The sequence below is a fragment of the Streptomyces sp. NPDC001933 genome (genome assembly GCF_042890955.1).
GTDB lineage: Bacteria > Actinomycetota > Actinomycetes > Streptomycetales > Streptomycetaceae > Streptomyces.
This window is the reverse complement of the sequence record NZ_JBIASS010000002.1, coordinates 443,228-463,794: the sequence shown is the minus strand read 5'-3', so window position 1 is coordinate 463,794 and position 20,567 is coordinate 443,228. Positions and strand designations below refer to the sequence as shown.

The window sequence follows — 20,567 nt, the reverse complement described above, 5'->3', positions numbered from 1 at the left end:
CGGATCACAGCAGGGGAGTGGCCAGGGCCAGGCGGCAGGGCGGGCCGTCCCACCGCCATGCGGGGGCGAGGACATCGGCCACGGCGGCCGCGCTGTCCTTGCCCCGGAGGAAGGGACGGCCGGCGGAGAGCGTGTCCCACGCGGCGGCGGTGTAACGCTGCACGGGACTCGCGGGGCCGTCCACGTGCGGCTGGGCACGGTCCAGCCGGGCCATGACCCGGACTCCCCGGGCCCGCAGGCTGTTCAGCTCGGTCCGCCAGTCGGCGCCGAGCGGACAGGACGGCACCACGTCGTGCTGCTCGGGCAGTCCGGGCGGGCGGCGGCCGACGATCAGCACGGCGCGCTCGGCGCGGGGGTGCGGGGCGTTGTCCGTACCGGCCATGGTGAGCCGGACCTTTCGGAGCGCGTCCTCCAGCGAGGAGGCGGTGTCCTGTTCACGCCGCGCGGGCCGCCAGCCGGCCAGGGCGGACCGGGCGGCCGTCGCGGGTCCGGGCGGGACCGTCAGAAGCAGTACGGAGCGCGGGGTGTAGCTGTTCTCGTGGACGACGTGGTCGTAGTGGCCCACGACGCCTACGCGCAGGCGCCGGCCGGAGCCGGGGCGGCGGGCCAGGGCCGCGATGAATTCCTGGGCGAACGCCAGCCGTTCTGCGGTCTCCGCCGGTTCGGCGCCGCTCATCTCCACGGTGAGGACGACTTCCAGGGCGGGGGGCCGGATGATGCCGCGAGGAAGACGGCCGACCAGCGCGGAGACATCCGCCGGGCGGTCGCCGGCGGCGCCGTCCGTCGCCCCGCCGTCCAACCGTCCGGCCGCCTGCCGGCTCGGCGCCCCGGTGCCAGGCGCCCCGGCCAGCGTCACTTCCCCCGGGCCGCGCAGCACGAACGCCAGCCGCGCCGGGGCGAACGCGGTGAGCGCGGTCTGCCGGGCGGACAGCACCACCGTTCCCGAGCCGTCCCGGCCCGCGGCGGCCAGCACGGGCAGTACCACCGGCACCCGGTCGGCGGGCCCGCCGAACACGGTGATCTCCGCGGTCGCCGTCTCCCCGGGCCGGAGCCGGGAACCGGCGGGAAAGAGCACATGGGTGTGTGTGCGAACCGCGCCGGTCCCCTGGTCGACCCGGGCGAGCAACAGCGTGTGGTCGGCCCGCAGCGGCGCGGTGCGCAGCGCCTCGCGCACCGCGTCCCGGGTGTCCGTGGTGTCCGTCCCGGGCGCGCCGTCCGGTGCGGCGGGCGCCGGGCCGATCTCGGCCCGCGGCGGGTACGCGGCGCGGAGCAGGGCCGCCGCCCGGTCCAGCAGGGCCCAGCCGGAGCGGCGGTTCACCAGCACGATCGAGCGGGCGTGCGGGGGCGGGACGAATTCCCGGAGCCACCGCGTCACCGCCGTGTCGAAATCCTGGCGGCCGGGTACCGGGAGCGTGCCGATTCCACCGGCGAGCTGGAATCGGAGAAATTCCGGACGGCGGTCGAGCGAGGGAACGACCGAGGTCCACTTCGTGGTCCCGGCGTCGGTCTGCCGGGGTATTCCGTACGCGTCCGTGACGGCCTTGATCACGTTTATGCGATCGGGAGTGAATTCGATGAACAACAACGCGCCGACGCGGCCGTCGATCAGGTCGGCGAGGGCCTGCCGGCCCTGCGCGGAGTCATGCGCCGGGAGTTTTCCCGGGTAAAGGGGCCACGGCTGCCGAGTCCGCTCTCCGGGCTCCGCCGGACCGCCGCGCAGCAGCGACGCGGACCGCGCCGCGCCGTCGTCGTCGGCGAAGGCCAACTCCGCCGCCCGTACGTCCCAGGCGTGCTCCGCCGCCCGCAACGCGGCGGTGGCGGACTCCTGTTCCGCCTCGGTCATTTCCCCCAGGACCGGATCCCCGTACATCCGCCATCCGCAGAGCACGCAGAGAGCCGCGCCCTCGTCAGGTGTTCCGCAGACCGGACATCCTCGTTCGATCCTTCCGGTCAATGACCCCTACCCCCTGATCGCACGGTCGGCCGACCCAGTGAGGACCTGGTCGCGCGCTGATCGCCGTTCGGAACAGTTGCCGGTCCGGCCCGGTTCGGCCCGGTCCGGTTCGCTCCGGTCCTGTCCGCACGCATCCCCTTGCACAGGGACGCCGACTCGAATAGCGCGGTTCCGGAGGCTTCATGCTGGCATAGGGCGAGCGGAATCCGTGAGGGTTTGGATGCGAAGAGTCAGTAGAACTATTTCCGGGTTCGAAACGGCTTGAAATAGGCGCGCAATATATTCTCATCCCCGCAAAATGTTTCATTGATCAAAAGTGTCGCCTTGGTCCCATTTGGCCGGGTTGGATGCGGCACCGAATGAGGCGGAACAAGAGCGGATCAGCCGGTCGAGGGGCCTGTGGCCTGCTCTTTGACGGGACTTCGGACGCCTGGACGGCTGTGCGAAACTCGACCGTGCGCCGCGCCGCACCGGCCGGGCCGCCGGCTCCCCGTCAGCCGGGTTCCGGTCAATCGGGTGCGGCGGGCCGCTGCGGGGCGGCCCCGGCCATGATCCGCCGGACAGGCCCGAGCCTGTCACCTCGAAGGGAAGCTCTCCGGATGCGCATCGGGATCGTCGGCACCGACAACAGTCATGTCGACCAGATCGTCCGCCACCTCAACGTCGAGAAGGCCGGCGGCGACGCGCGCGTCGTGGCACTCAGCGGTGGGCGTAGCAGGCGCAATGTCACGCTGGCGGGCGCCGGCGGGATACCGGCGGTCGTCGACGAGCCGGCCGGCCTGCTCGGGCTGGTCGACGCCGTCGTCGTCGCGGACCGGGACGGCGCGAACCACCGGGACCAGGCGGTCCCCTTCCTGGCCCAGGGCCTTCCGGTCTTCGTCGACAAGCCCCTCAGCCGCACCGTCGCGGACGCCCGGGTCATGATCGACACCGCACGCGCCCACGGCGCGCCGCTCACCTCGTCCTCGGCGCTCCGCTGGATCCCGGACACCGAGGCGCTGGTGGCCCGGTCCGCGCCGGGAGGCCGGCCGGAGCTGGTCGTGGTGTCCGGGCCCGCCGACCCCGCCGGCGACCACGGCGGGATCTTCTTCTACGGCATCCACGCGGTGGACATCGCCCTCCGGCTCGCCCCCGGCGAGATCTCCGGCGTACGGACCGACATCACCGGCACCACGGTCGTCGCGTCGTTCACCGCCGGTGACACCCGCGTCGTCGTGAACCTCGTCAAGCCCGGCAGTGCGGACCAGATCCCCTTCCACGCAATGACGTTCACCCGGCAGAGCATGGTCCAGCAGACCCTGACCCCGGGCGCGGACTACTGCCTGCCCGGCCTCGAAGTGTTCCTGGGGATGGCGCGTGCAGGCACGCCGCCGATCGGCTACGGGGACCTGCTGCGCCCCATCGAGGTCCTGGAGGCGGTCGCCACCGCCGTGCGCGAGGCGTCCGACACTGCCCCGAGCGAGGTGTCCGCCACCGCCCGCTGAGTCGCGCGCACCACCCCGGAGAAGCACCGTCGCAGGCTGCGCATGCCGGCTCGCGTGACGGCTGGGGCATGGGCGCCGTCGCCGTCTCGGCGATCCTGGTGTCCCTGTGCGCCACGCAGATCCGCTGGCCGCAGCCCGCCGACTCCCGGACCGTCCTGGCTCCCGAGTCCTGAGCCCTGAGTTCCGGGCCATGAGTTCCGGGCCATGAGGTCATGTGCCCGGGGCTCTGTGGCCACCGGGCGGTTGGGCGAGCTCCCGGCACCAGGCAGGATGGTGCTGTCCAGCCGGTAAGGGGAGATCATGATCGAGAAAATTCTGCCGTCCCGGGTAGCCGTGGCAGAGGCGTTCTCCGACCTGCCCGATGCCGTACTCCTGCCCGGAGAGGAGCAGCTGACCCGCGGATTCGTGGCGAAGCGCCTCGGGGAGTTCGCCACGACGCGTCACTGCGCCCGCCGCGCCCTCGGATCGCTGGGCATCGCCCCCGTCCCCATCCTCAAGGGCGAGCGCGGTGCCCCGCTCTGGCCGCAGAAAACGGTCGGGAGCCTGACCCACTGCACCGGCTACCGGGCCGCCGCCGTGGCCCACCGGACCGACGTGCTCACCGTCGGCATCGATGCCGAGGGCGACGCGCCGCTGCCCGGCGACGTGCACAGCAGCATCGCGCTGGTGACGGAGCAGCGGCGCGAGCGCGAACTGCGCCTGGAGCAACCGGGGATCAACTGGGACCGCCTGCTGTTCAGCGCGAAGGAGGCCGTGTACAAGGCCTGGTTCCCGCTCACCCACCGCTGGCTGGGCTTCGAGGAGGCCGACATCGAGCTCCGCCTCGACGGCAGCTTCACGGCCGAACTGCTGGTCTCCGACCTGGAACCGGCGGCCGGGACGGGAGTGACGGCGGTCCCCGCCCGTTTCAGCGGCCGCTGGCTGGCCGAGGACGGGCTGCTGCTCACCGCGATCGTTGTCGGGAACCACCCCGCGCCGTAACCTCTGTCCGCATGAGCGCAGATCACCCGGGCGAAGAGCGCAGGCGCGCACGTGAGTTGGGCATTCCCCTGACCGGCGAGCCGGGGAGGTGGAACGCGATCACGGATGTGCCGGGCGTCGAGGTCGGATACGTCACCCTCGTCGACGGCGACGACGTACGCACCGGAGTGACCGCGTTGCTGCCGCGCGGCCGGGACGGTGTGGGCACCCCCTGCGCGGCCGGCTGGCACTCGTTCAACGGCAACGGTGAGATGACCGGCACCGCGTGGATCGAGGAGACCGGCTCGCTCGCCGTGCCGGTGGTCATCACCAACACGTACGCGGTCGGCCCGGTGCACCGGGGCGTGGTCGAGTGGGTGCGCGCCAACTGCGGGGGCATGGCGCCGGAGTGGCTGCTGCCGGTCGTCACGGAGACCTGGGACGGCCACCTCAACGACATCCACGGCTCGGCCGTGGAGTCCCGCCACGCGGGGGAGGCGATCGGGGCGGCGGCGTCGGGCCCGGTCGAGGAAGGATGCGTCGGTGGCGGCACGGGCATGCGCTGCTACGGCTTCAAGGGCGGCTCGGGGACCGCGTCGCGCGTGGTGGAGTACGGCGAGGACCGGTACACCGTCGGAGCCTTCGTCCAGGCCAACTTCGGCGCCCGGCGCGAACTGGTGGTGGCCGGTGTGCCGGTGGGGCGCGAGCTGACCGACCCGGTCGGGGCTCCGGCCCCCGAGGCGGCGCCCGACGGGGAGCGCCCGGTGCCGCCCGGCGCGGGCTCGGTGATCGTGGTCGTGGCGACCGACGCCCCGCTGCTGCCGGGTCAGTGCAAGGCGCTGGCCCGCCGGGTGACGCTCGGCCTGGCCCGTACCGGCACCACCGGCAGTCACTTCTCCGGGGACCTGTTCCTGGCCTTCTCCACGGCCAACCCGTCCGCGTTGACCAGTACGTTTCCCGAGGACGACGGCAGCGCGCCGTACGAGTCGATGCGGTTCGTGCCCTGGGGCCGGATGGACCCCTTCTACTGCGCGGTGGTCGAGTCGGTGGAGGAGGCGGTGCTCAATGTGCTCACCGGCGCGCGCCCGATGACCGGCCGGGCCGGCCACCACGTCCCGGCCCTCCCGCTGGGCCGGGTGAGCGAACTCCTGGCGGCGCGGGGAGCGGTTCTGTAGCCCGTCACCGGGGCGGTTCACAGGTGTTTCGGGGCGGGGTTCGTTGGCCCGGTACAGGTTCGTCGGCCATACTGCCCGCCGTGGAGCAGCGCATAGATCCGAACACTCAGCCCGGATACGCCGCAGGGACAGACCCGGCGTTCATCCCCGGTCTCACGGCCCCTGTCAAGGCCGGCAAACCGGACACGAGCCTGGAGCAGCCAGACCTGGAGCAGACAGAACCGGAACAGGCGGAGCAGGAACAGCCGGAGCGGGAAGCGGCGCAGGAGGGAGCGGCCGACGCCGCCGCCCCCGACGACGGCGACGAGGCGGAGGCCGTGTCCGATGCGGCCGACGACAAGGAGGCGGCGGACGGTCCCTCGTTCGAGGTGAGCGACCGTCGCGGCTCGATCACCGCGGACCGTGCGGGAGTCCGGTTCCGGCTGGACGACCAGGAAGCCGATTTCCGGTGGGACGAGATCGGCGCCGTCGAGGTGAAGCTGCCCCGGTTCGGCCGCCGGTTCACCGTCACGGTCCACATGTCGACCCGCCGGTGGTTCAACGCCGAGGTCGAGGCGCCGGCCAGGAGCAGCCTCAAGGCGTGGGCGGCGGAACTCGACGAGGTTCTGGACGCCTACTTCGAGGAGTCCTGACCCGGGGGCCGTGTGGGCGAGGCCGGCGGCCCCGTCCCGCCCACCGGCCTCCGCACGGTTCTCAGACCGGGCCGTGCGTGCCGCGCAGCGCGTCGAGGATGTGCGGCCAGGCGGCCGTCCCGAGCGCCGCGTCCGCCGCGGCTGAGCCTCCGTACCGGAACTGCGCGGAGGCGGGCGCCGGGCCCTCACCGGGCAGCCGCGGGCGGTGGCCCGCGTCGGGGCTGCCGACGACGCGTACGGGCAGGCCGGCCGCTCTGCGGCGGTCGGCCAGCTCCTCGGCGCAGGGCAGCGAGGGCCACATCTCGTCGTCGCCGCCCGCGACCAGGACGAGCTCGGCGCCGGACCTCTCCACCGGGATCCTCGCCGCGTCGACCCGGTCGGCGAACGTGCGCCGGCTCTGCCCGTACCAGCCGCGAACGGCGACCGGACCGCCCTCGGGCCGTGTGGGCGCGGGTGCCCAGGAGTCGTCGTAGGGGACGAACGGCAGCGGCTCACCGCGCCAGGTCCAGGAGGACCGGCACGGCCGGTCCTGTCCATCGGTCCCGGGCCCGACGTTTGCCCAGGTGAGGGACGTGGGCGAGAGCGCCACCACGGCGTCCACGCCGGGCAGGAGCACCGACAGGTGCAGAGCGGCCTCCGCGCCCTTGGACGTACCGAGGACGCCTATCCGCCGAGCGCCGCCCGCGCGCAGTACCTCGATCGCGGGCTCGAACGTCTCCAGCGGGACCTCGCAGATGCCCGGCGGCTGTCCGGAGCCGCCGAACCAGCGGATCGACAGGGCGGCCATGCCCTCACGGGCCAGGAGCTGGCACCGCTCGTCCTCGATCCGCCCGCTGGACCCGGAGAGCACGAGCACCCCGACCTCCGGGCCGCCGTCGGGTCCGTGCTGCGGCCTGGCGAGGAACCCCTCGCGAACGCCCCGGTGAAGGGCTTCGCGAGGGGTCCCGGTTCCGTGAGCAGCCCCGGGAGCAGCTCCGCGAGCGCCTTCGCCGGGATCGCCTTCGCAGGGACAGGGATCGCCGAAGGTGTGCTCGATGATGCGCATCGGCCGGTCAGGCGTCCGTGAGCACGACGGAGCGGGTCAGGTGGCGGGGGCTGTCCGGGTCCAGACCGCGGGCGGTGGCACGGGCGATCGCCAGACGCTGCACGCGCACCAGGTCGGCCAGCGGGTCCAGGCCGCTCTCCACCCAGCGGGCGCCGGTCGCCAGCACCTGCTCCGCGAGCCCCTCGGGGGCGGTGCCGAACATCCAGGTGGCGGTGCCGGCGGTGGCGATGCTGATCGGGCCGTGGCGGTATTCCATCGCGGGGTACGACTCGGTCCAGGACAGCGACGCCTCCTTCATCTTCAGCGCCGCCTCGTTGGCGAGCCCCGCCGTCCAGCCGCGGCCGAGGAAGGTGAACTGGGTGCACTCCACCAGACCCTCGGGCAGCGGCTCGGCCAGCGCGGTCTCCGCGTCGCGCACCGCTTCCTCGGTGTGCAGACCGAGGTGGGCGCGGAGCAGGGTGAACGCGGTGGTCGCGAACCGGGTCTGCACGACGGACTGCTCGTCGGCGAATTCGAGCACGACCACATCGTCGGCCGCCGTCATGACCGGGGTGTTCGGGTCGGCGGTGATGGCCACGGTACGGGTGACACCACGGAGCCGTTCGAGCAGCTCCAGCACCTCGGTCGTGGTTCCCGAGCGGGTGAGGGCGACGACCCGGTCGTAGCCGCGGCCGAACGGGAACTCCGAGGCGGCGAAGGCGTCGGACTCGCCCTGACCGGACCCCTCACGGAGCGCGGCGTACGCCTGAGCCATGTAGAACGAGGTGCCGCAGCCGACGACCGCGATGCGCTCGCCGGTGGCGGGCAGCGCGGCCGACTGCGTCTCGGCCAGCTCGGCGGCGCGACGCCAGCATTCCGGCTGACTGGCTGTCTCGATCTCGACAAATGACACTTTTGCACTCCGTACTCGTAGTGGGATGCTCGTTTACGCACGCTATATGGGTTGTGCGAGCATTATCAAGCATCCTGCGTGCAGGAAGCTTGACTGGGCGGAGCCTTGTGCGACGCTTGCGCGTGTCCGGTGACCGTACCCAAGGGGATGGGTGCCCGAAGCCCGGCCTGTGAGGAGAGGTGCCTTGTCCAGGGATGCCCGGTGGAACGCGCTGCTGGAACTCGTCGGTAAGAACGGCCGGGTGGACGTCGAGGACGCCGCCACGACGCTGGACGTCTCGGCCGCGACCATCCGCCGCGACCTGGACCAGCTCGCCGAGCAGCAGCTGCTCACCCGTACCCGCGGCGGCGCGGTGGCGCACGGCGTCAGTTACGAACTGGCCCTGCGCTACAAGACCGGACGCCACGCCCCGGAGAAGCAGGCCATCGGCCGTGCGGTCTCCGAACTGGTGGCGGTGGGCGAGGTGGTGGGACTGACCGGAGGTACGACGCTGACCGAGGTCGCCCGTTCGCTGGCGGTGCGCTCCGACGTCGTCGGTGAGGGCGCGACGGGGGTGGGCGGGCAGCCGACCCTGACCGTGGTCACCAACGCCCTCAACATCGCCAACGAGCTGGTGATCCGGCCGCAGATCAAGATCGTGGTGACCGGCGGAGTGGCCAGGCCCCAGTCGTACGAGCTGACGGGCCCGCTGGCCAGCGGGGTGCTGGGCGAGATCACGCTGGACGTCGCCGTGCTGGGCGTCAACGCGATCGACACCGAGCGCGGTGCGTACGTCCACCACGAGGGCGAGGCCAGCATCAACCGCCTGCTCGCCCAGCAGGCCCAGCGTGTGGTCGTGGCCGCGGACTCCTCGAAGATCGGCAAGCGGGCCTTCGCCCGGGTCTGCGATCTGTCCCGGATCGACTTCCTGGTCACCGACGAGGGGATCACCCCGGAGGCGACCGCCCGCTTCACGGAGGCCGGGGTCACGGTCATCGCGGTGTGAGCGCCGGCCGCCCGACGGCGGGGAGTCGTCCCGGACGAGGGGCGGCGCCCCGCCGTTTCTGTGTGCCCGCTGTTTCCTTGCTTGCGCCGAGGCGACTTGATGCCAAATCATGCTCGCTAAGTCCATGAAACGAACAACTCTTGCCATTTGCGTGCGCTGTCGTGAACTATGTGCGTGTCGCCGTGCAGGAGCATCGGCCGCACCCATCCCCGTACGAACCCCGCCCGCACCACCAGCACAACCAGAAGGGACCCCCGTGTCAGACCTGCGACTCGGCGTCATCGGGCTCGGCCTGCGCCGTTCCATCGCGACCTCCGCCCACCACCCCGGACAGGGCTCGGCGATCACCGCCGTCTGCGACCTCGACCCCGAGGTGCGGCGGCGCGAGGCCGAGCAGTTCGGTGCCGATGTCGCGGTCGAGGACTACAAGCAGCTCCTCGGCCGGGACGACCTCGATGCGATCATCGTCGCCACTCCCGACGACACCCACGAGACGATCGCCATCGACGCGCTGCGGGCCGGCAAGGCCGTCTTCGTCGAGAAGCCGCTCGGGATCACGGTCGAGAGCTGCGACAACATCCTGCGCGCCGCGTACGAGACCGGGACCCGGCTGTACGTCGGACACAACATGCGCCACATGGGCGTCGTGCGGCTGATGCGCGACATCATCGCCCGCGGCGACATCGGCGAGCCCAAGGCCGTCTGGGTGCGGCACTTCGTCGGGTACGGCGGTGACTACTACTTCAAGGACTGGCACGCCGACCGGACCCGCACCACCGGTCTGCTGCTCCAGAAGGCCGCGCACGACATCGACGTGCTGCACTGGCTGGCCGGCGGCTACACCCGCCGTGTCAACGCGCTCGGCGACCTCCTCGTCTACGGCGACCTGCCGCGCCGGGAGCCGGACACCCCGCGCCCGGCGAACTGGCTGCGCGAGTTCGACTGGCCGCCGACGGCCCGCAAGGACCTGCATCACATCGTGGACGTCGAGGACGTCTCGGTGATGAACATGCAGCTCGACAACGGCGTCGTGGCCGCCTACCAGCAGTGCCACTTCACCCCCGACTACTGGCGGAACTACACCGTCATCGGCACCGAGGGGCGCCTGGAGAACTTCGGTGACGGCCCCGGCGACGAGGTCAAGGTCTGGAACACCGGCCCCAGCGGATACCGGGCCGAGGCCGACATCACCTACCGGGTGCCGGAGGCCAACGGCTCCCACGGCGGCGGGGACAGCCGGATCATGGAGGAGTTCTGCCGGTTCGTGCGCGACGGGGGCGTCACCGACACCTCGCCGGTCGCCGCCCGGATGAGCGTCGCCGCCGGTGTGCTCGCGACCCGGTCCCTGCGCGAGGGCGGCACGCCGTTCGAGGTGCCGGCCCTCGACCCGGAGCTGATCGCCTACTTCGAGGGCGGCCAGGTCGGGTAGCGCGCGCCCGGTGCGACCGGCGCGACCGGTTCGCAGTCGCGGAGACCTTCGGGGACGGTGCCTTCCGGTGCCGTCCCCGAAGGTCTCGCTGAAGGTCTTGTCGAAGGTCACCATGCGATTGTTTTCGGCCATGCTCGGTGGGTAATCGGCGCATTCCTGTTTAGCGGCCGCCCGGTGGGTGTTCGGCGAGACGTGTGACATCGTCGGGTGAATTGGTGGCAATCATCCGGAAGATGACGAGTGGGGGCGGGGCGCGTCGGTCTCGCAGGGTTACCGCGACTGTGCCGCCTGGGGGCGAGAGCATCGATTTTGCGCCAATGGAACCCCTTAGTGGCCGAGTTCGAACGCGTGGCCGGATCTCGGTCGGCATAATCGCGTCCATGTCGATCACGGGTGGAGACGTCGTTGACCTGGGCAGGGGCCTGTACGCATGGCTCCCGCCGAAACGGGGCTGGGGGCTGGCCAACTGCGGTCTGCTCGTCTCGCCCCGGGGCGCGCTCTGGATCGACACCCCCTACGACGCGGTGCTGGCCGGTCAGTTCCTGGCCGAGTCCACGAAGCGGCTGCCGGACGGCGTCCAGGTCGACCGGGTGATCGTCACCCACGCCAACGGGGACCACTTCTGGGGCGCGGGCGTACTCCCGGACGCGGAGATCATCGCGACCCGCGAGGCCCGCGAGCACATCCACTACGAACCCACGCCGCAGCAGCAGCACGCCCTCGTCGCGGCCGGCGACCGGGCCACCCCGCTCGGCGGTTATCTCGCACGTCACTTCGGCACCTTCGACTGGTCGCGGACCGAGCCGGTGGTGCCGACCACCTACTTCACCGGCGAGCTCGAACTGACGCTGGGGGAGTACCCGGTCCAGATCTCCGCGCTGCCGTCCGCGCACACCACCGGCGACCTGATGGTCCATCTGCCCGCGCAGGGTGCCGTGTTCACCGGGGACATCATCTTCTCCTCCACCCCGGAGCAGCCGGGCGACCATCCGGTGCACTGGGCGGGCCCGCTGAGCAATCTGATCTCGGCCTGCGAACGGGTGCTGGCCACCGGCGCCGAGACCGTCGTCCCGGGACACGGCCCGCTCCTCGACCGGGCCGGGGTACGCGATCACATCGTGTACCTGGAGTACGTGCGTGAGCGCACCCACGCCTTCCACGCGGCCGGGATCCCCGCCGTCGAGGCCGCCCGCCGGGTCATCGCCGAGGGACGCTACCCGGAGCTTGGGCTTCCCGAGCGGCTGGTGGTGACCATCGGCAGCGAGTACCGGCAGCTCGACGGCTCCGAACTGCCCGGAGTGCTCCAGGTGATGACCGAGGTCGCCGTGGTCGCTCAGGAACTGGAGCAGCCGCATGAGCCGGCCGGACCTGCGGAGCGGTAGAGGCGTTCCTGCCAGGAGGGCCACCCCTTTTCCCCTGAAGACCTGTCCGACAACAGAAACGCGGTGACGGCATGGGATGGATAGTGGCGGTGATCGCCGTCGCCGCCGCCGTGGCGGCGATGGTCCACGCGGAGAACATGGCGCGTGCCCAACGCATCGCCGCGGCCCGCGCCGAGCTGGCCGAACGGCAGACGAAGGCCGCCGAGGCCCGTACCACGGCCCTCACCGACGAGATCGGCCAGTTGGCCCGGGAGCGGATACCCGTCGCCGCGCTCGCCCTCTCCCACCCCACCGCCCAGGTCCCCGGACTGCGGGAGGCGGCCGAGATCGACGGCGATGCCGCGCGGCTGCTCACCGAGGCGGTGCAGGCCGCGCGCACGGCCGTCCTGGAGGAGCGGGGCCGCGTCGACGCGGCCGCCCGCGCGGCGATGCGCGGCACCTCCGCCAAGATCCAGTCCCTGCTCAACCAGTCCCAGCAGCTGCTGCACGAGCTCCAGCACGAGTACGACGACCCGCGCATCCTGCAACTGGACTTCCGCAACGAACTGGCGCTGCGACGCACCCAGGCCACCGCGGTGCTCTGCGACGCCTGGCCCGGCCTCGCCCGCCAGAACTCGCCGCTCGTCGAGATCGTGCTCGGCGCCCAGTCCCGGGTGGCCGGCTACGAACGCGTCAAGGTCGCCAACCACCTGCGCGACGAACGGCTCGGCCTCGTCGCCCGTGCCGCCGAACCCCTCGCCATCGCCCTGGCCGAACTGCTGGCCAACGCCACCGCCTACTCGCACCCCGACACCGATGTCCAGGTCACCCTCCAGCAGAGCGGCGGCCGGGGCGCGTTCCTGATGGTCGACGACGCGGGCATCGGCATGGACGACGACGCGCTCGACCGGGCACGGGCCCTGGTGGCGGGCCCGCCGGAGATCCTGCTGACCGAGCTGGGCGATCCGCCGCAGACCGGCTTCGCCGTCGTCGGCCGGCTGGTGCTCCAGTACGGCTTCAACTGCCACATCGAGGAATCGCCGTTCGGCGGCATGCGCACGATCCTGCGCGTCCCCGCCCATCTGCTGACGGTGCTGGACGACGACCGCAGCCTCTCCGCCCTCGCCCCGAAGCCGGTGCGGACGCCCGCCTCGTCCACCGTTCCCGCGCCGACCGAGCAGGAGACCGCCCCCGTGCCGCAACCCGCCGGCGGACAGGCCCCCGCGCTGCCCAGCCGACGTCGTCGCACACCACGCCCGGCCCCGTCCCCCCAGGCGCCCGCCGGCGCCGCCCCGGAGCGCGAACAGGTGCCCCGTACACCCGAGCAGGCAGGGGCTTCCTGGGCGGCACTCCAGCAGGGCACCCTCAACGGCAGGAGCGTCGCCGGGCCGCCATCCGCCCCGGCACCGGACGACCACGACCACCCGGACGACCGGGACGAGCAAGGAGACGACCAGACGTGAGCGCCCCCACTTCCACCACCGGTGACCTCGCATGGGTGCTGACCCCGCTGCTGGAGCTCCCCGGAGTCCAGCACGCCGTGGTCGCCACCGGAGACGGCCTCGTCGAGGGCGCCTCACCCGGCCTGGACCGGGCCTCCGGCGAACGGGTCGCCGCCATGACCGCCACGCTGCACGCCGCGGCACGCGCCTTCACCACGGCCTTCACCGACGTCGAGGCACCACGCCTGGCCCAGACGGTCGTCGAGTCCGACCAGGGCTTCGCCATCGTCGTACCGGCCGGGAACAACACCACACTCGCCCTGTTCGCGGAACCCGGAGCCAAGCTCGGCGACATCGCGTACCAGATGCAGGTGCAGGTCACCGCCCTGACCCGGGCGATGAACGCACCCGCCCGCCTGCCGGACACCGCCGCCCGGCCATGACCTCCGGCCCGGGGCGCCGTCTGATACCCGCCTATCTGGTCACCGGCGGCCGGACCCGGCCCGCCGGTCCCGCGCTCGACCGGCTCGACGTACTCGTGCGCGCCGACACCGAGCTGCCCCCGGACACCGGCTCGGAACAGCGCAGACTCTGCGAGCTGCTCGAACCGGGGGCGCTCACCGTCGTCGAGTGCGCGGCCCACCTGGACCTGCCGGTCAGCGCCACCGTCTTCCTGGCCACGGACCTCGCGGCCGCCGGACACCTGCACACCCGACCGCCCGTCCCCAGCGCCGGGGAGATCGACCGGTCGCTCGTCGAGAGGCTGCTCGTTGGACTCCGCTCCCTCCACTGACCGCACCGGCATCGGCTATCTGCCGCCCGCCGCCCGGAACCTGATGAAGATCGTCGTCACGGGTCCGTTCGGCGTCGGCAAGACCACCCTGATCCGTACGCTGTCGGAGATCGCCACGCTCCACACCGAAGAGGCGATGACCCAGTCCAGCACCCGGCTCGACGACACCGCGGGGCTGCCGGACAAGACCACGACCACCGTCGCCGTCGACTTCGGCCGGCTCACCGTCCTGGACGACCTGGTGCTCTACATGTTCGGCACCCCCGGCCAGCAGCGGTTCCTGCCGCTCTGGGAGGACATCGCGCGGGGTGCGCTCGGCGCGGTCGTCCTGGTCGACACCCGCAGGCTCGCCGACTCCTTCGCGGTCATGGACATGGTCGAGGAGCAGGGCCTGCCGTACGCGGTCACGGTCAACCGTTTCCCCGATGCCCCCGCCCACACCGACGAGGTCCTGCGCAAACACCTCGACCTCGCCCCCGAGACCCCGCTGGTGCAGTGCGACGCCCGTGAACGCCGCGGCAGCATCGACGCCCTGATCGCGCTGGCCGAGCACGTACTCACCAAGATGCCCAGGCCCGAGGACCCGTCATGACAGCGTTCGCACAGCCGCCGGAGCCGCTCGCCCTGTACGGTCCGGAATTCGCCGCCGACCCGAGGAGCCACTACCGGCGCCTGCGCGAACACGGCCCCCTCGCGCCCGTCCGGCTCGCCCCCGGCATCGACGCCCTGCTGGTCACCGACTACCAGGCCGCCGTCGATCTGCTCCGCGACACCCACACCTTCACCAAGGATCCGCGCGCCTGGCAGGCCACCGTCCCCGAGGACTCGCCGGTCCTGCCCATGCTCGGCTACCGGCGCACCGCGCTGTTCAGCGACGGCGACGTGCACGCCCGCTACCGCGGCGCCATCAACGACAGCCTCGCACTGATCGAACCGCACGCCCTGCGGGCCGAGGTCACCCGGGTCGCGGGGCGCCTGATCGGCGAGTTCGCCGCCACCGGAAGCGCCGACCTCATCGCCCAGTACGCCCGACGGCTCCCGCTGCACGTCCTGGCCATCTGTTTCGGGGTGGAACCGGGCGACGGCGAACGCATCGTCAACGGCATCGCCGGCATGTTCAACTCCGCCGAGAACGCCGCCGCCGCCTACGCGGACCTCGTCGAGGTCGTCACCGCGCTGGTCGCCGACCGCCGTGACCGCCCGGGCCGCGACCTCACCTCGTACCTGCTGGGCCACCCGGCCAATCTCGACGACGACGAGACTGTGCGTCAGATCACGCTGATCATGAGCGCGGGCCACGATCCGACGACCAATCTGATCGGCAACGCGCTGCTGCACATGCTCACCGACGCCCGCTACGCCGGTTCGCTGCACGGCGGCGCGATGACGGCGCACGAGGCGGTCAACGAGGTCCTCTGGCAGGACCCGCCGCTGGCCAACCTCGCCGCCCACTACCCGCGCCACGACACGGAGTTCCACGGCGTGCGGCTGCGCGCGGGACAACTCCTCCTGGTCTCCTACGCCGCGGCCAACACCCGCTCGAAGCCCGGCCCTTCGGACTCTGCGGTCCGCTCCGGGGCCGGCGCCCACCTGGCCTGGTCCGCGGGTCCGCACCGCTGCCCGGCGAAGCAGCCGGCGCTGCTCATGGCCATGACCGCGATCGAGCAGCTCACCAGCCAGCTCTGCGACGCGGAACTGGCCGTCGAGGCCAGTGCTCTGAAGTGGCGTCCGGGCCCCTTCCACCGCGCACTGTCCCGGCTTCCGGTACGGTTCACCCCCGTCGACATGAGTGCGGAGACCCACCAGAACAGGACCGTCGGGGAAGCGGCGGACGGGCCGCCGACGGTGTCGATCGGCCCATGAACCGTGTCGGTGGTACGCCGAACGGGTGAGTGGCGAGAGAATTGCCCGATGAACAGCGAGCGCAGCCGGCGCAACGCCAACCGAAGCACAGACGGGGTGGTCCGGTGAGCAGGTACGACAGGTACGACGTCACGGACGAGCAGTGGGAGGGGCTTGCCCAGGTCGTACCTCTGCGCAGCCGCAACGAGTGGCCGTCCAGGGTGGATCACCGCACGGTTCCCGACGAGACCGAAACGGCCGAGCAGCGGCGACTCGTCGTGCTGCGGGTCCAGGTCTTCGCGGACGCACGGGAGGTGGCCGAATACCTGGTCGCCCAGATTCCGGTGCTGCTCGACCTGACCAGCGCCGAGACGGATGTGGCCAAGCGCATCCTGGACTTCACGAGCGGGGTGGTCTTCGGCCTCGGCAGCGGAATGCACCGGGTCGACCGGAACGTCTTCCTGCTGTCGCCGGTCGGCATGGAGGTCGAGGGAGTCACGGCGGCGGGCCTTCCCGGTTCGTAGGAGGGGCGCCGGGGCGGGCGGTGGCAGGGGTGTGCGAGGCAGTGCGTACGAGGTGGGGCGTACGAGGGGGTGGACGTACCCCGATCGTAGGAAGGTCGTTCAGGCGGAACGGTTCTTCTGTTGACGGCCTGCATACCGTCCGCCCATGACCGCACTCCGCCCCGAAACCTTCCCGCTGCCGCCCACCGGTTCGACCACGCCGGACGGCACATCCCCCGACGCACGCACGAGGGTCCACCCCGCCGGGCCCGTCGTCACCGAACTGCGGCTGTCCGCCTTCGCCTCGCACCGGGGCGCCGCCTTCCCCATCGGCCCCGTCACGCTCTTCGGCGGGCCGGGCGGCAGCGGCAAGTCGAGCGCGTTACGGGCGTACGAGGCGCTGGCGCGGCTGGGCGGCGGAGACCCGCTGGACGAGGTCTTCCCCGATCCGGCGGCCTGCGTGCCGGAGGGGGCCGCGGCCGACGCGCAGGGCCGCCGCGGCTTCCGGATCGGCTGCACGGCGGACGGCCCGGCGGGACCGGTGCGGCTCGATGTCGCCGTCCAGGCGGAGCCCACCCTCCGTATCGTCGGTGAACGGCTGACCGGCGGCGGCGAGACCCTGCTCACCACCGCGCTGCGCGACCCGGGACGCGCCACGGTCCAGGCGGCCTGGCACACCGCGGGCGCGGTCCCGGTGACGCGGGCGCCACTGCCGGACGACCGTCTCGGCACGGCCCTGCTGCCGCTGCGGGTCGCGGGCCGGACCGAGGGGCAGTTACGGGTCCTGGCCGCCGCCGAGCAGATGGTGGTGGCCCTCCGGTCGGTCTTCGCCTGCGAACCGCAACCGCAGCGGATGCGTGCCCCCGTGCCGGCCGGAGACGACAGGCTGCGGCGCGACTGCGACAACCTGGCGGCGGTGCTGGAGCGTACGCACACGCAGTGCGCGCAGCGCCATGCCCGGCTGGTCGCCGCGGCGCACGCCGGATGCGCGGGGACGGTGACCGCACTGGGCGTCGAACGGCTCCCCGACGGTTCGCTGCGGGCGGTCCTCGGCAGGGGCGGGGGACGGGCCACCCCGGCCGGGCGGCTCGGCGACGGCGAGCTGAGGTACCTCGCCCTCGCCCTGGTGCTGCTCACCGGTCCCGGGGTGCTGGCGGTGGATGCCGCGGGAGAGGTGCCGTCTGCCATGCAGACCCTCACCGTGCTGGCCGACGGACTCGATCGTGACCTGGACGAAAGGCAGTTGCGCGAGCTGCTCTCCCTGGCCCTGACGATCGGGGCGGCCGGGCATCTCAGGCTGGTCGGCACGGTCACCGAGTCAGGCGCGGCAAGGGCCCGGGAGATGCCTGGAGTGAGGGTGGTGGCCCTGGCGCCGTGACTGAACTCGATGTGTGGTGAGTCCGTCACCGAACTGCCGGCGGTCACGAGGGAATGCGCGCCCCCAGTCCGTGACCGCTGCAGCAGTCACTACCGGGAGAAGGGCGGGTGCTCTCCCTGAGGTCTCGCACCCGGCCCGGCACTCATTTTGAGGAGTGCCGACGTGCAGATGGTCTCTCCCCGTCGGCAGCGCAGTTTTCCATAATGGCATGAGAGAGCGGAGATGCGCGACAGGGGGCGTGAGCAGGGCTTGTCATAACTTGATCAAGCGGAAGAGAAGATTCCAGCTGTTGCGGGCATTCAAGTGCGCAGACAAGTCAATTGGGATGGTGTCTCGCTGAAGCGGTTTGAGTAAATTGCGCAGTTGCGACTGGATTGGAGCAGTGCCACGATGGTTACGCGCCCTGAACTGATCTCTATCTGTGGCGAGTTCACCGGCCGGCATACACCTGAATGCCTCGCACGTGCCTGAAACCCGGAAAGTGTCCAGAATCCGCATCTTGCATGCGGCATCTATGGCACGTGTGGCAGCGAGCGAAAGGCAAGGTCTTGTGATGAGATCAGTAACGAACGTTCGTCAACGGCCAAGAATGTCGGGGTTCACCTCGATCGCGGCGCTGGCAATAGTTGCCGTGCTCGCCTCGCTGCTGCTCGGCTCGGCGGGGACGGTGCAGGCGCGAGAATCAATTCAACCATCTTCGTCTCACTCCCCGAATATCCCCTGGATTGAACCCGGATGCGACACCGGGGAACTTGAGGGAGAGTACGTGGTTTGCTGCTGGGATGAAGACGGTTCCTTGGAGTGCACGGGAATTGTTTGAACCCATCGCTGTACACCATCTTGCGGCTCTTTCGCAGCGGTCGCGTGCAGAGAACGTTCGGTGCCCCCCCCGGCTGAGACCTCGGCCGAGGGGCACCGTTGCGTTCAGGCCCGGCACCGCAGGTGCGGCGGTTCGTCATGTCGCTTCGTACCCGGGCCGAACGGTCCTGAAGGCCACGAGAATACGCAGCCGATAGCGCCGCGGCTGGACGTCCAGGAACGGGTACGCCTTCCCGTTGACTACGGGCGTGTCCGCGCCGAACTCCTTGTCCAGGGTGTAGGCGAGCGAGCCGTCCGGATGGAAGGTCCGGTCGGCCAGGATGAGGGGAGCCTCGAACTCGCCCTGCGGCAGGCCGAGCCGCCTGTCGGCGGGATCATGAATGAGGTAGGTGCCGGCCAGGCCCGCATAGACGTTGAGGCTGGTGATCCCGATGGCGTGGTCGTGGTACCAGAGCACGCAGCTCGTGTGATCGTGGTTGGTGTAGCCGTAGATCGCTTCGTTGGGTGCGGCACGGCGCGGATCCAGAGTGGTGTAGGCCGGCCGAGGTTCTGTCGGAGTGCCTGGGGTGCCACGATCCCGGCTTCGCGCTGCCGGACCTACACTCACCTGATGCCGAGCGGCGAGAAGCGCACGCGGGAGGCCGGCCACAGCGCGTTCGAGGGCGACCCGAATGGTGAGCACGGCCCCACGGCGGCCCAGGGGGCATGAGGAGAGGGGACAGTATGCAGGTCGAGCCGCGAGCTGTGTCGGAACTCGATGTACGGACCCTTCAGCGACGGCTCGCCGCGTTCGCGGCCGCGCGGGACTGGGAGCGGTACCACACGCCGAAGAACCTGGCGTCGGCGCTGAGCGTCGAGGCGGCCGAACTGGTCGAGATCTTTCAGTGGCTGACGCCGGAGGAGTCGGCGCGGGTGATGGAGCGGCCCGGGACCGCGCACCGGGTGGCGGACGAGGTCGCGGATGTCCTCGCGTATCTGCTGCAGTTCTGCGAGGTGTTGGGGATCGACGCGCTCGCGGCCCTGTCGGAGAAGATCGACCGGAACGAGTCCCGATTCCCGGCGCCGGAGCGCCATGAGTCCACGGAATCCGGCGATCGTCACTCTTCGGAGTGATCAACTTGTCCACAATCGATTTTCTGTCCACAGATTTCCGAATTCCCCTGGCTTTTCGGTACCGGTGACCTCACTGTGGGTAATGGATGAGGTGAGCGGCTTTTCGTACGGACGGGGGAACGCATGGAAGCGGAACGGCTTGTGGGAGTCAGCCGGCGTGCTCTGGCTCAGAGCAGGGGGACGCCGGACATCATCGCGGAGGCCTGGCAGGCGCAGGCGCTGGCCCAGGCGATCGGCAGCCGCCTGGCCGCCGACGGGCCCAAGGAGTTACGGGGCGAGGCACGCGGGCTGAGCGAGATCGGGGGGCGGAGCAGCGGGTCGCTGGACCATCCGGCGGCGCGGGCCGGGGTGGCGCGGGCCGCGCAGCTCTCCGGGCTCGCCGAACCCCGGGCGACGCTGACGGGGCTGGGCGCATTGCTCGGGGAGGTGGGGATGGCCCTGGTCGGGGTCGCCTGCGAGACCGATGAGCAGGGGCTGTACTGGCAGTGCATGGAAGCGATCGACGCGGCCGACGAGTCGATGGACCGGGTGCATGGAATGCTCCGCCGCCTCGACGAGCACGACAGGGAACGGCAGCAGGATCTGGAGCGCGGCCGGGGGCGGGACGGCCCGTACGGAGCGCATGGCGCGTACGGTGCGCATGGCCCGTGCGGTGCGGACGGCTCGTACGGCGCGGTCGGCGGCGTCGGTGGACCGGCGGGTACGGGCGCGGTCGGCCGCGGTCGCGCGGGGCTCCGGGAGTGACCGGGCGGTCAGGCCG

At 71.4% G+C, this 20,567-nt stretch carries 20 protein-coding genes; 16 read left to right on the top strand and 4 right to left on the bottom strand.

From position 1 onward, the window contains the following. Nucleotides 1-4: 4 nt before the first annotated feature. Nucleotides 5-1,843, bottom strand: a complete 1,839-nt coding sequence (locus ACFYY7_RS06940) for a hypothetical protein (RefSeq protein WP_388658027.1) — start codon at nucleotides 1,841-1,843, stop codon at nucleotides 5-7. A gap of 710 nt (nucleotides 1,844-2,553) precedes the next feature. Here ACFYY7_RS06940 and ACFYY7_RS06935 point away from each other — a divergent pair. The 4 genes from ACFYY7_RS06935 to ACFYY7_RS06920 all read left to right on the top strand — a co-directional run bounded on the left by ACFYY7_RS06935 (nucleotide 2,554) and on the right by ACFYY7_RS06920 (nucleotide 6,205). Continuing rightward, nucleotides 2,554-3,438 (top strand): Gfo/Idh/MocA family protein, encoded by an 885-nt coding sequence (locus ACFYY7_RS06935; protein WP_388658024.1) that lies wholly within the window; start codon nucleotides 2,554-2,556, stop codon nucleotides 3,436-3,438. 300 nt (nucleotides 3,439-3,738) lie between these two features. Beyond that, nucleotides 3,739-4,419 carry a 4'-phosphopantetheinyl transferase gene (locus ACFYY7_RS06930; protein ID WP_388658021.1) on the top strand — a complete coding sequence of 227 codons (681 nt, stop codon included), beginning with the start codon at nucleotides 3,739-3,741 and terminating at the stop codon, nucleotides 4,417-4,419. Between the two features lie 11 nt (nucleotides 4,420-4,430). Further along, nucleotides 4,431-5,573 carry a P1 family peptidase gene (locus tag ACFYY7_RS06925; RefSeq protein ID WP_388658019.1) on the top strand — a complete coding sequence of 381 codons (1,143 nt, stop codon included), beginning with the start codon at nucleotides 4,431-4,433 and terminating at the stop codon, nucleotides 5,571-5,573. A gap of 80 nt (nucleotides 5,574-5,653) precedes the next feature. Continuing rightward, on the top strand, nucleotides 5,654-6,205 hold the full coding sequence (locus ACFYY7_RS06920) for a hypothetical protein (protein WP_388658016.1): 552 nt from the start codon (nucleotides 5,654-5,656) through the stop codon (nucleotides 6,203-6,205). Between the two features lie 61 nt (nucleotides 6,206-6,266). Here the strand turns inward: ACFYY7_RS06920 and ACFYY7_RS06915 are convergent, their stop codons facing one another. Next, nucleotides 6,267-7,061: an acyl-CoA thioester hydrolase/BAAT C-terminal domain-containing protein gene (locus ACFYY7_RS06915; protein ID WP_388658014.1), complete on the bottom strand. Its 795-nt coding sequence runs from the start codon at nucleotides 7,059-7,061 to the stop codon at nucleotides 6,267-6,269. 196 nt (nucleotides 7,062-7,257) lie between these two features. Next, nucleotides 7,258-8,142, bottom strand: coding sequence for an SIS domain-containing protein (locus ACFYY7_RS06910; RefSeq protein ID WP_388658013.1), 885 nt, complete (start codon nucleotides 8,140-8,142; stop codon nucleotides 7,258-7,260). 184 nt (nucleotides 8,143-8,326) lie between these two features. Between ACFYY7_RS06910 and ACFYY7_RS06905 the strand changes: the two genes are divergently transcribed. From ACFYY7_RS06905 to ACFYY7_RS06860, 10 genes are all read left to right on the top strand, one after another. Next, entirely contained in the window at nucleotides 8,327-9,127 is an 801-nt protein-coding gene (locus ACFYY7_RS06905; protein WP_388658011.1) for a DeoR/GlpR family DNA-binding transcription regulator, read from the top strand. Between the two features lie 256 nt (nucleotides 9,128-9,383). Beyond that, nucleotides 9,384-10,556: a Gfo/Idh/MocA family protein gene (locus ACFYY7_RS06900; RefSeq protein ID WP_383720544.1), complete on the top strand. Its 1,173-nt coding sequence runs from the start codon at nucleotides 9,384-9,386 to the stop codon at nucleotides 10,554-10,556. 380 nt (nucleotides 10,557-10,936) lie between these two features. Then, complete coding sequence (locus ACFYY7_RS06895; RefSeq protein WP_388658008.1) at nucleotides 10,937-11,938, top strand: MBL fold metallo-hydrolase; 1,002 nt, start codon at nucleotides 10,937-10,939, stop codon at nucleotides 11,936-11,938. 71 nt (nucleotides 11,939-12,009) lie between these two features. Beyond that, nucleotides 12,010-13,380, top strand: coding sequence for an ATP-binding protein (locus tag ACFYY7_RS06890; RefSeq protein ID WP_388658005.1), 1,371 nt, complete (start codon nucleotides 12,010-12,012; stop codon nucleotides 13,378-13,380). Beyond that, on the top strand, nucleotides 13,377-13,802 hold the full coding sequence (locus ACFYY7_RS06885) for a roadblock/LC7 domain-containing protein (RefSeq protein ID WP_266729168.1): 426 nt from the start codon (nucleotides 13,377-13,379) through the stop codon (nucleotides 13,800-13,802). The genes ACFYY7_RS06890 and ACFYY7_RS06885 overlap by 4 nt, the downstream gene beginning before the upstream one ends. Then, nucleotides 13,799-14,152 carry a DUF742 domain-containing protein gene (locus tag ACFYY7_RS06880; protein ID WP_388658002.1) on the top strand — a complete coding sequence of 118 codons (354 nt, stop codon included), beginning with the start codon at nucleotides 13,799-13,801 and terminating at the stop codon, nucleotides 14,150-14,152. The genes ACFYY7_RS06885 and ACFYY7_RS06880 overlap by 4 nt, the downstream gene beginning before the upstream one ends. Next, entirely contained in the window at nucleotides 14,130-14,744 is a 615-nt protein-coding gene (locus tag ACFYY7_RS06875) for an ATP/GTP-binding protein (protein WP_388658000.1), read from the top strand. Before ACFYY7_RS06880 ends, ACFYY7_RS06875 begins: the two co-directional genes overlap by 23 nt. Continuing rightward, the gene (locus tag ACFYY7_RS06870; RefSeq protein WP_388657997.1) at nucleotides 14,741-16,015 is read left to right on the top strand and encodes a cytochrome P450; all 1,275 of its coding nucleotides are present in this window, start codon (nucleotides 14,741-14,743) and stop codon (nucleotides 16,013-16,015) included. The genes ACFYY7_RS06875 and ACFYY7_RS06870 overlap by 4 nt, the downstream gene beginning before the upstream one ends. Nucleotides 16,016-16,119: 104 nt before the next feature. Beyond that, on the top strand, nucleotides 16,120-16,518 hold the full coding sequence (locus ACFYY7_RS06865; protein WP_266729164.1) for a cell division protein SepF: 399 nt from the start codon (nucleotides 16,120-16,122) through the stop codon (nucleotides 16,516-16,518). 145 nt (nucleotides 16,519-16,663) lie between these two features. Next, nucleotides 16,664-17,875: an ATP-binding protein gene (locus ACFYY7_RS06860; RefSeq protein ID WP_388657993.1), complete on the top strand. Its 1,212-nt coding sequence runs from the start codon at nucleotides 16,664-16,666 to the stop codon at nucleotides 17,873-17,875. A gap of 955 nt (nucleotides 17,876-18,830) precedes the next feature. Here ACFYY7_RS06860 and ACFYY7_RS06855 read toward each other — a convergent pair. After that, nucleotides 18,831-19,151, bottom strand: a complete 321-nt coding sequence (locus ACFYY7_RS06855) for a hypothetical protein (RefSeq protein WP_388657991.1) — start codon at nucleotides 19,149-19,151, stop codon at nucleotides 18,831-18,833. Between the two features lie 266 nt (nucleotides 19,152-19,417). Here ACFYY7_RS06855 and ACFYY7_RS06850 point away from each other — a divergent pair, with 266 nt between their 5' ends. Beyond that, nucleotides 19,418-19,807, top strand: coding sequence for a nucleotide pyrophosphohydrolase (locus ACFYY7_RS06850; protein WP_388657988.1), 390 nt, complete (start codon nucleotides 19,418-19,420; stop codon nucleotides 19,805-19,807). Between the two features lie 123 nt (nucleotides 19,808-19,930). Continuing rightward, nucleotides 19,931-20,551, top strand: coding sequence for a DUF6099 family protein (locus ACFYY7_RS06845; protein WP_388657985.1), 621 nt, complete (start codon nucleotides 19,931-19,933; stop codon nucleotides 20,549-20,551). The last annotated feature ends 16 nt before the right edge of the window (nucleotides 20,552-20,567 follow it).

Coding starts and splice junctions, on each gene's coding strand:
- ACFYY7_RS06940 (WP_388658027.1), bottom strand. CDS start 1,843: ATGACCGAGGCGGAACAGGAGTCCGCCACCGCCGCGTTGCGGGCGGCG.
- ACFYY7_RS06935 (WP_388658024.1), top strand. CDS start 2,554: ATGCGCATCGGGATCGTCGGCACCGACAACAGTCATGTCGACCAGATC.
- ACFYY7_RS06930 (WP_388658021.1), top strand. CDS start 3,739: ATGATCGAGAAAATTCTGCCGTCCCGGGTAGCCGTGGCAGAGGCGTTC.
- ACFYY7_RS06925 (WP_388658019.1), top strand. CDS start 4,431: ATGAGCGCAGATCACCCGGGCGAAGAGCGCAGGCGCGCACGTGAGTTG.
- ACFYY7_RS06895 (WP_388658008.1), top strand. CDS start 10,937: ATGTCGATCACGGGTGGAGACGTCGTTGACCTGGGCAGGGGCCTGTAC.
- ACFYY7_RS06890 (WP_388658005.1), top strand. CDS start 12,010: ATGGGATGGATAGTGGCGGTGATCGCCGTCGCCGCCGCCGTGGCGGCG.
- ACFYY7_RS06880 (WP_388658002.1), top strand. CDS start 13,799: ATGACCTCCGGCCCGGGGCGCCGTCTGATACCCGCCTATCTGGTCACC.
- ACFYY7_RS06870 (WP_388657997.1), top strand. CDS start 14,741: ATGACAGCGTTCGCACAGCCGCCGGAGCCGCTCGCCCTGTACGGTCCG.
- ACFYY7_RS06860 (WP_388657993.1), top strand. CDS start 16,664: ATGACCGCACTCCGCCCCGAAACCTTCCCGCTGCCGCCCACCGGTTCG.
- ACFYY7_RS06850 (WP_388657988.1), top strand. CDS start 19,418: ATGCAGGTCGAGCCGCGAGCTGTGTCGGAACTCGATGTACGGACCCTT.
- ACFYY7_RS06845 (WP_388657985.1), top strand. CDS start 19,931: ATGGAAGCGGAACGGCTTGTGGGAGTCAGCCGGCGTGCTCTGGCTCAG.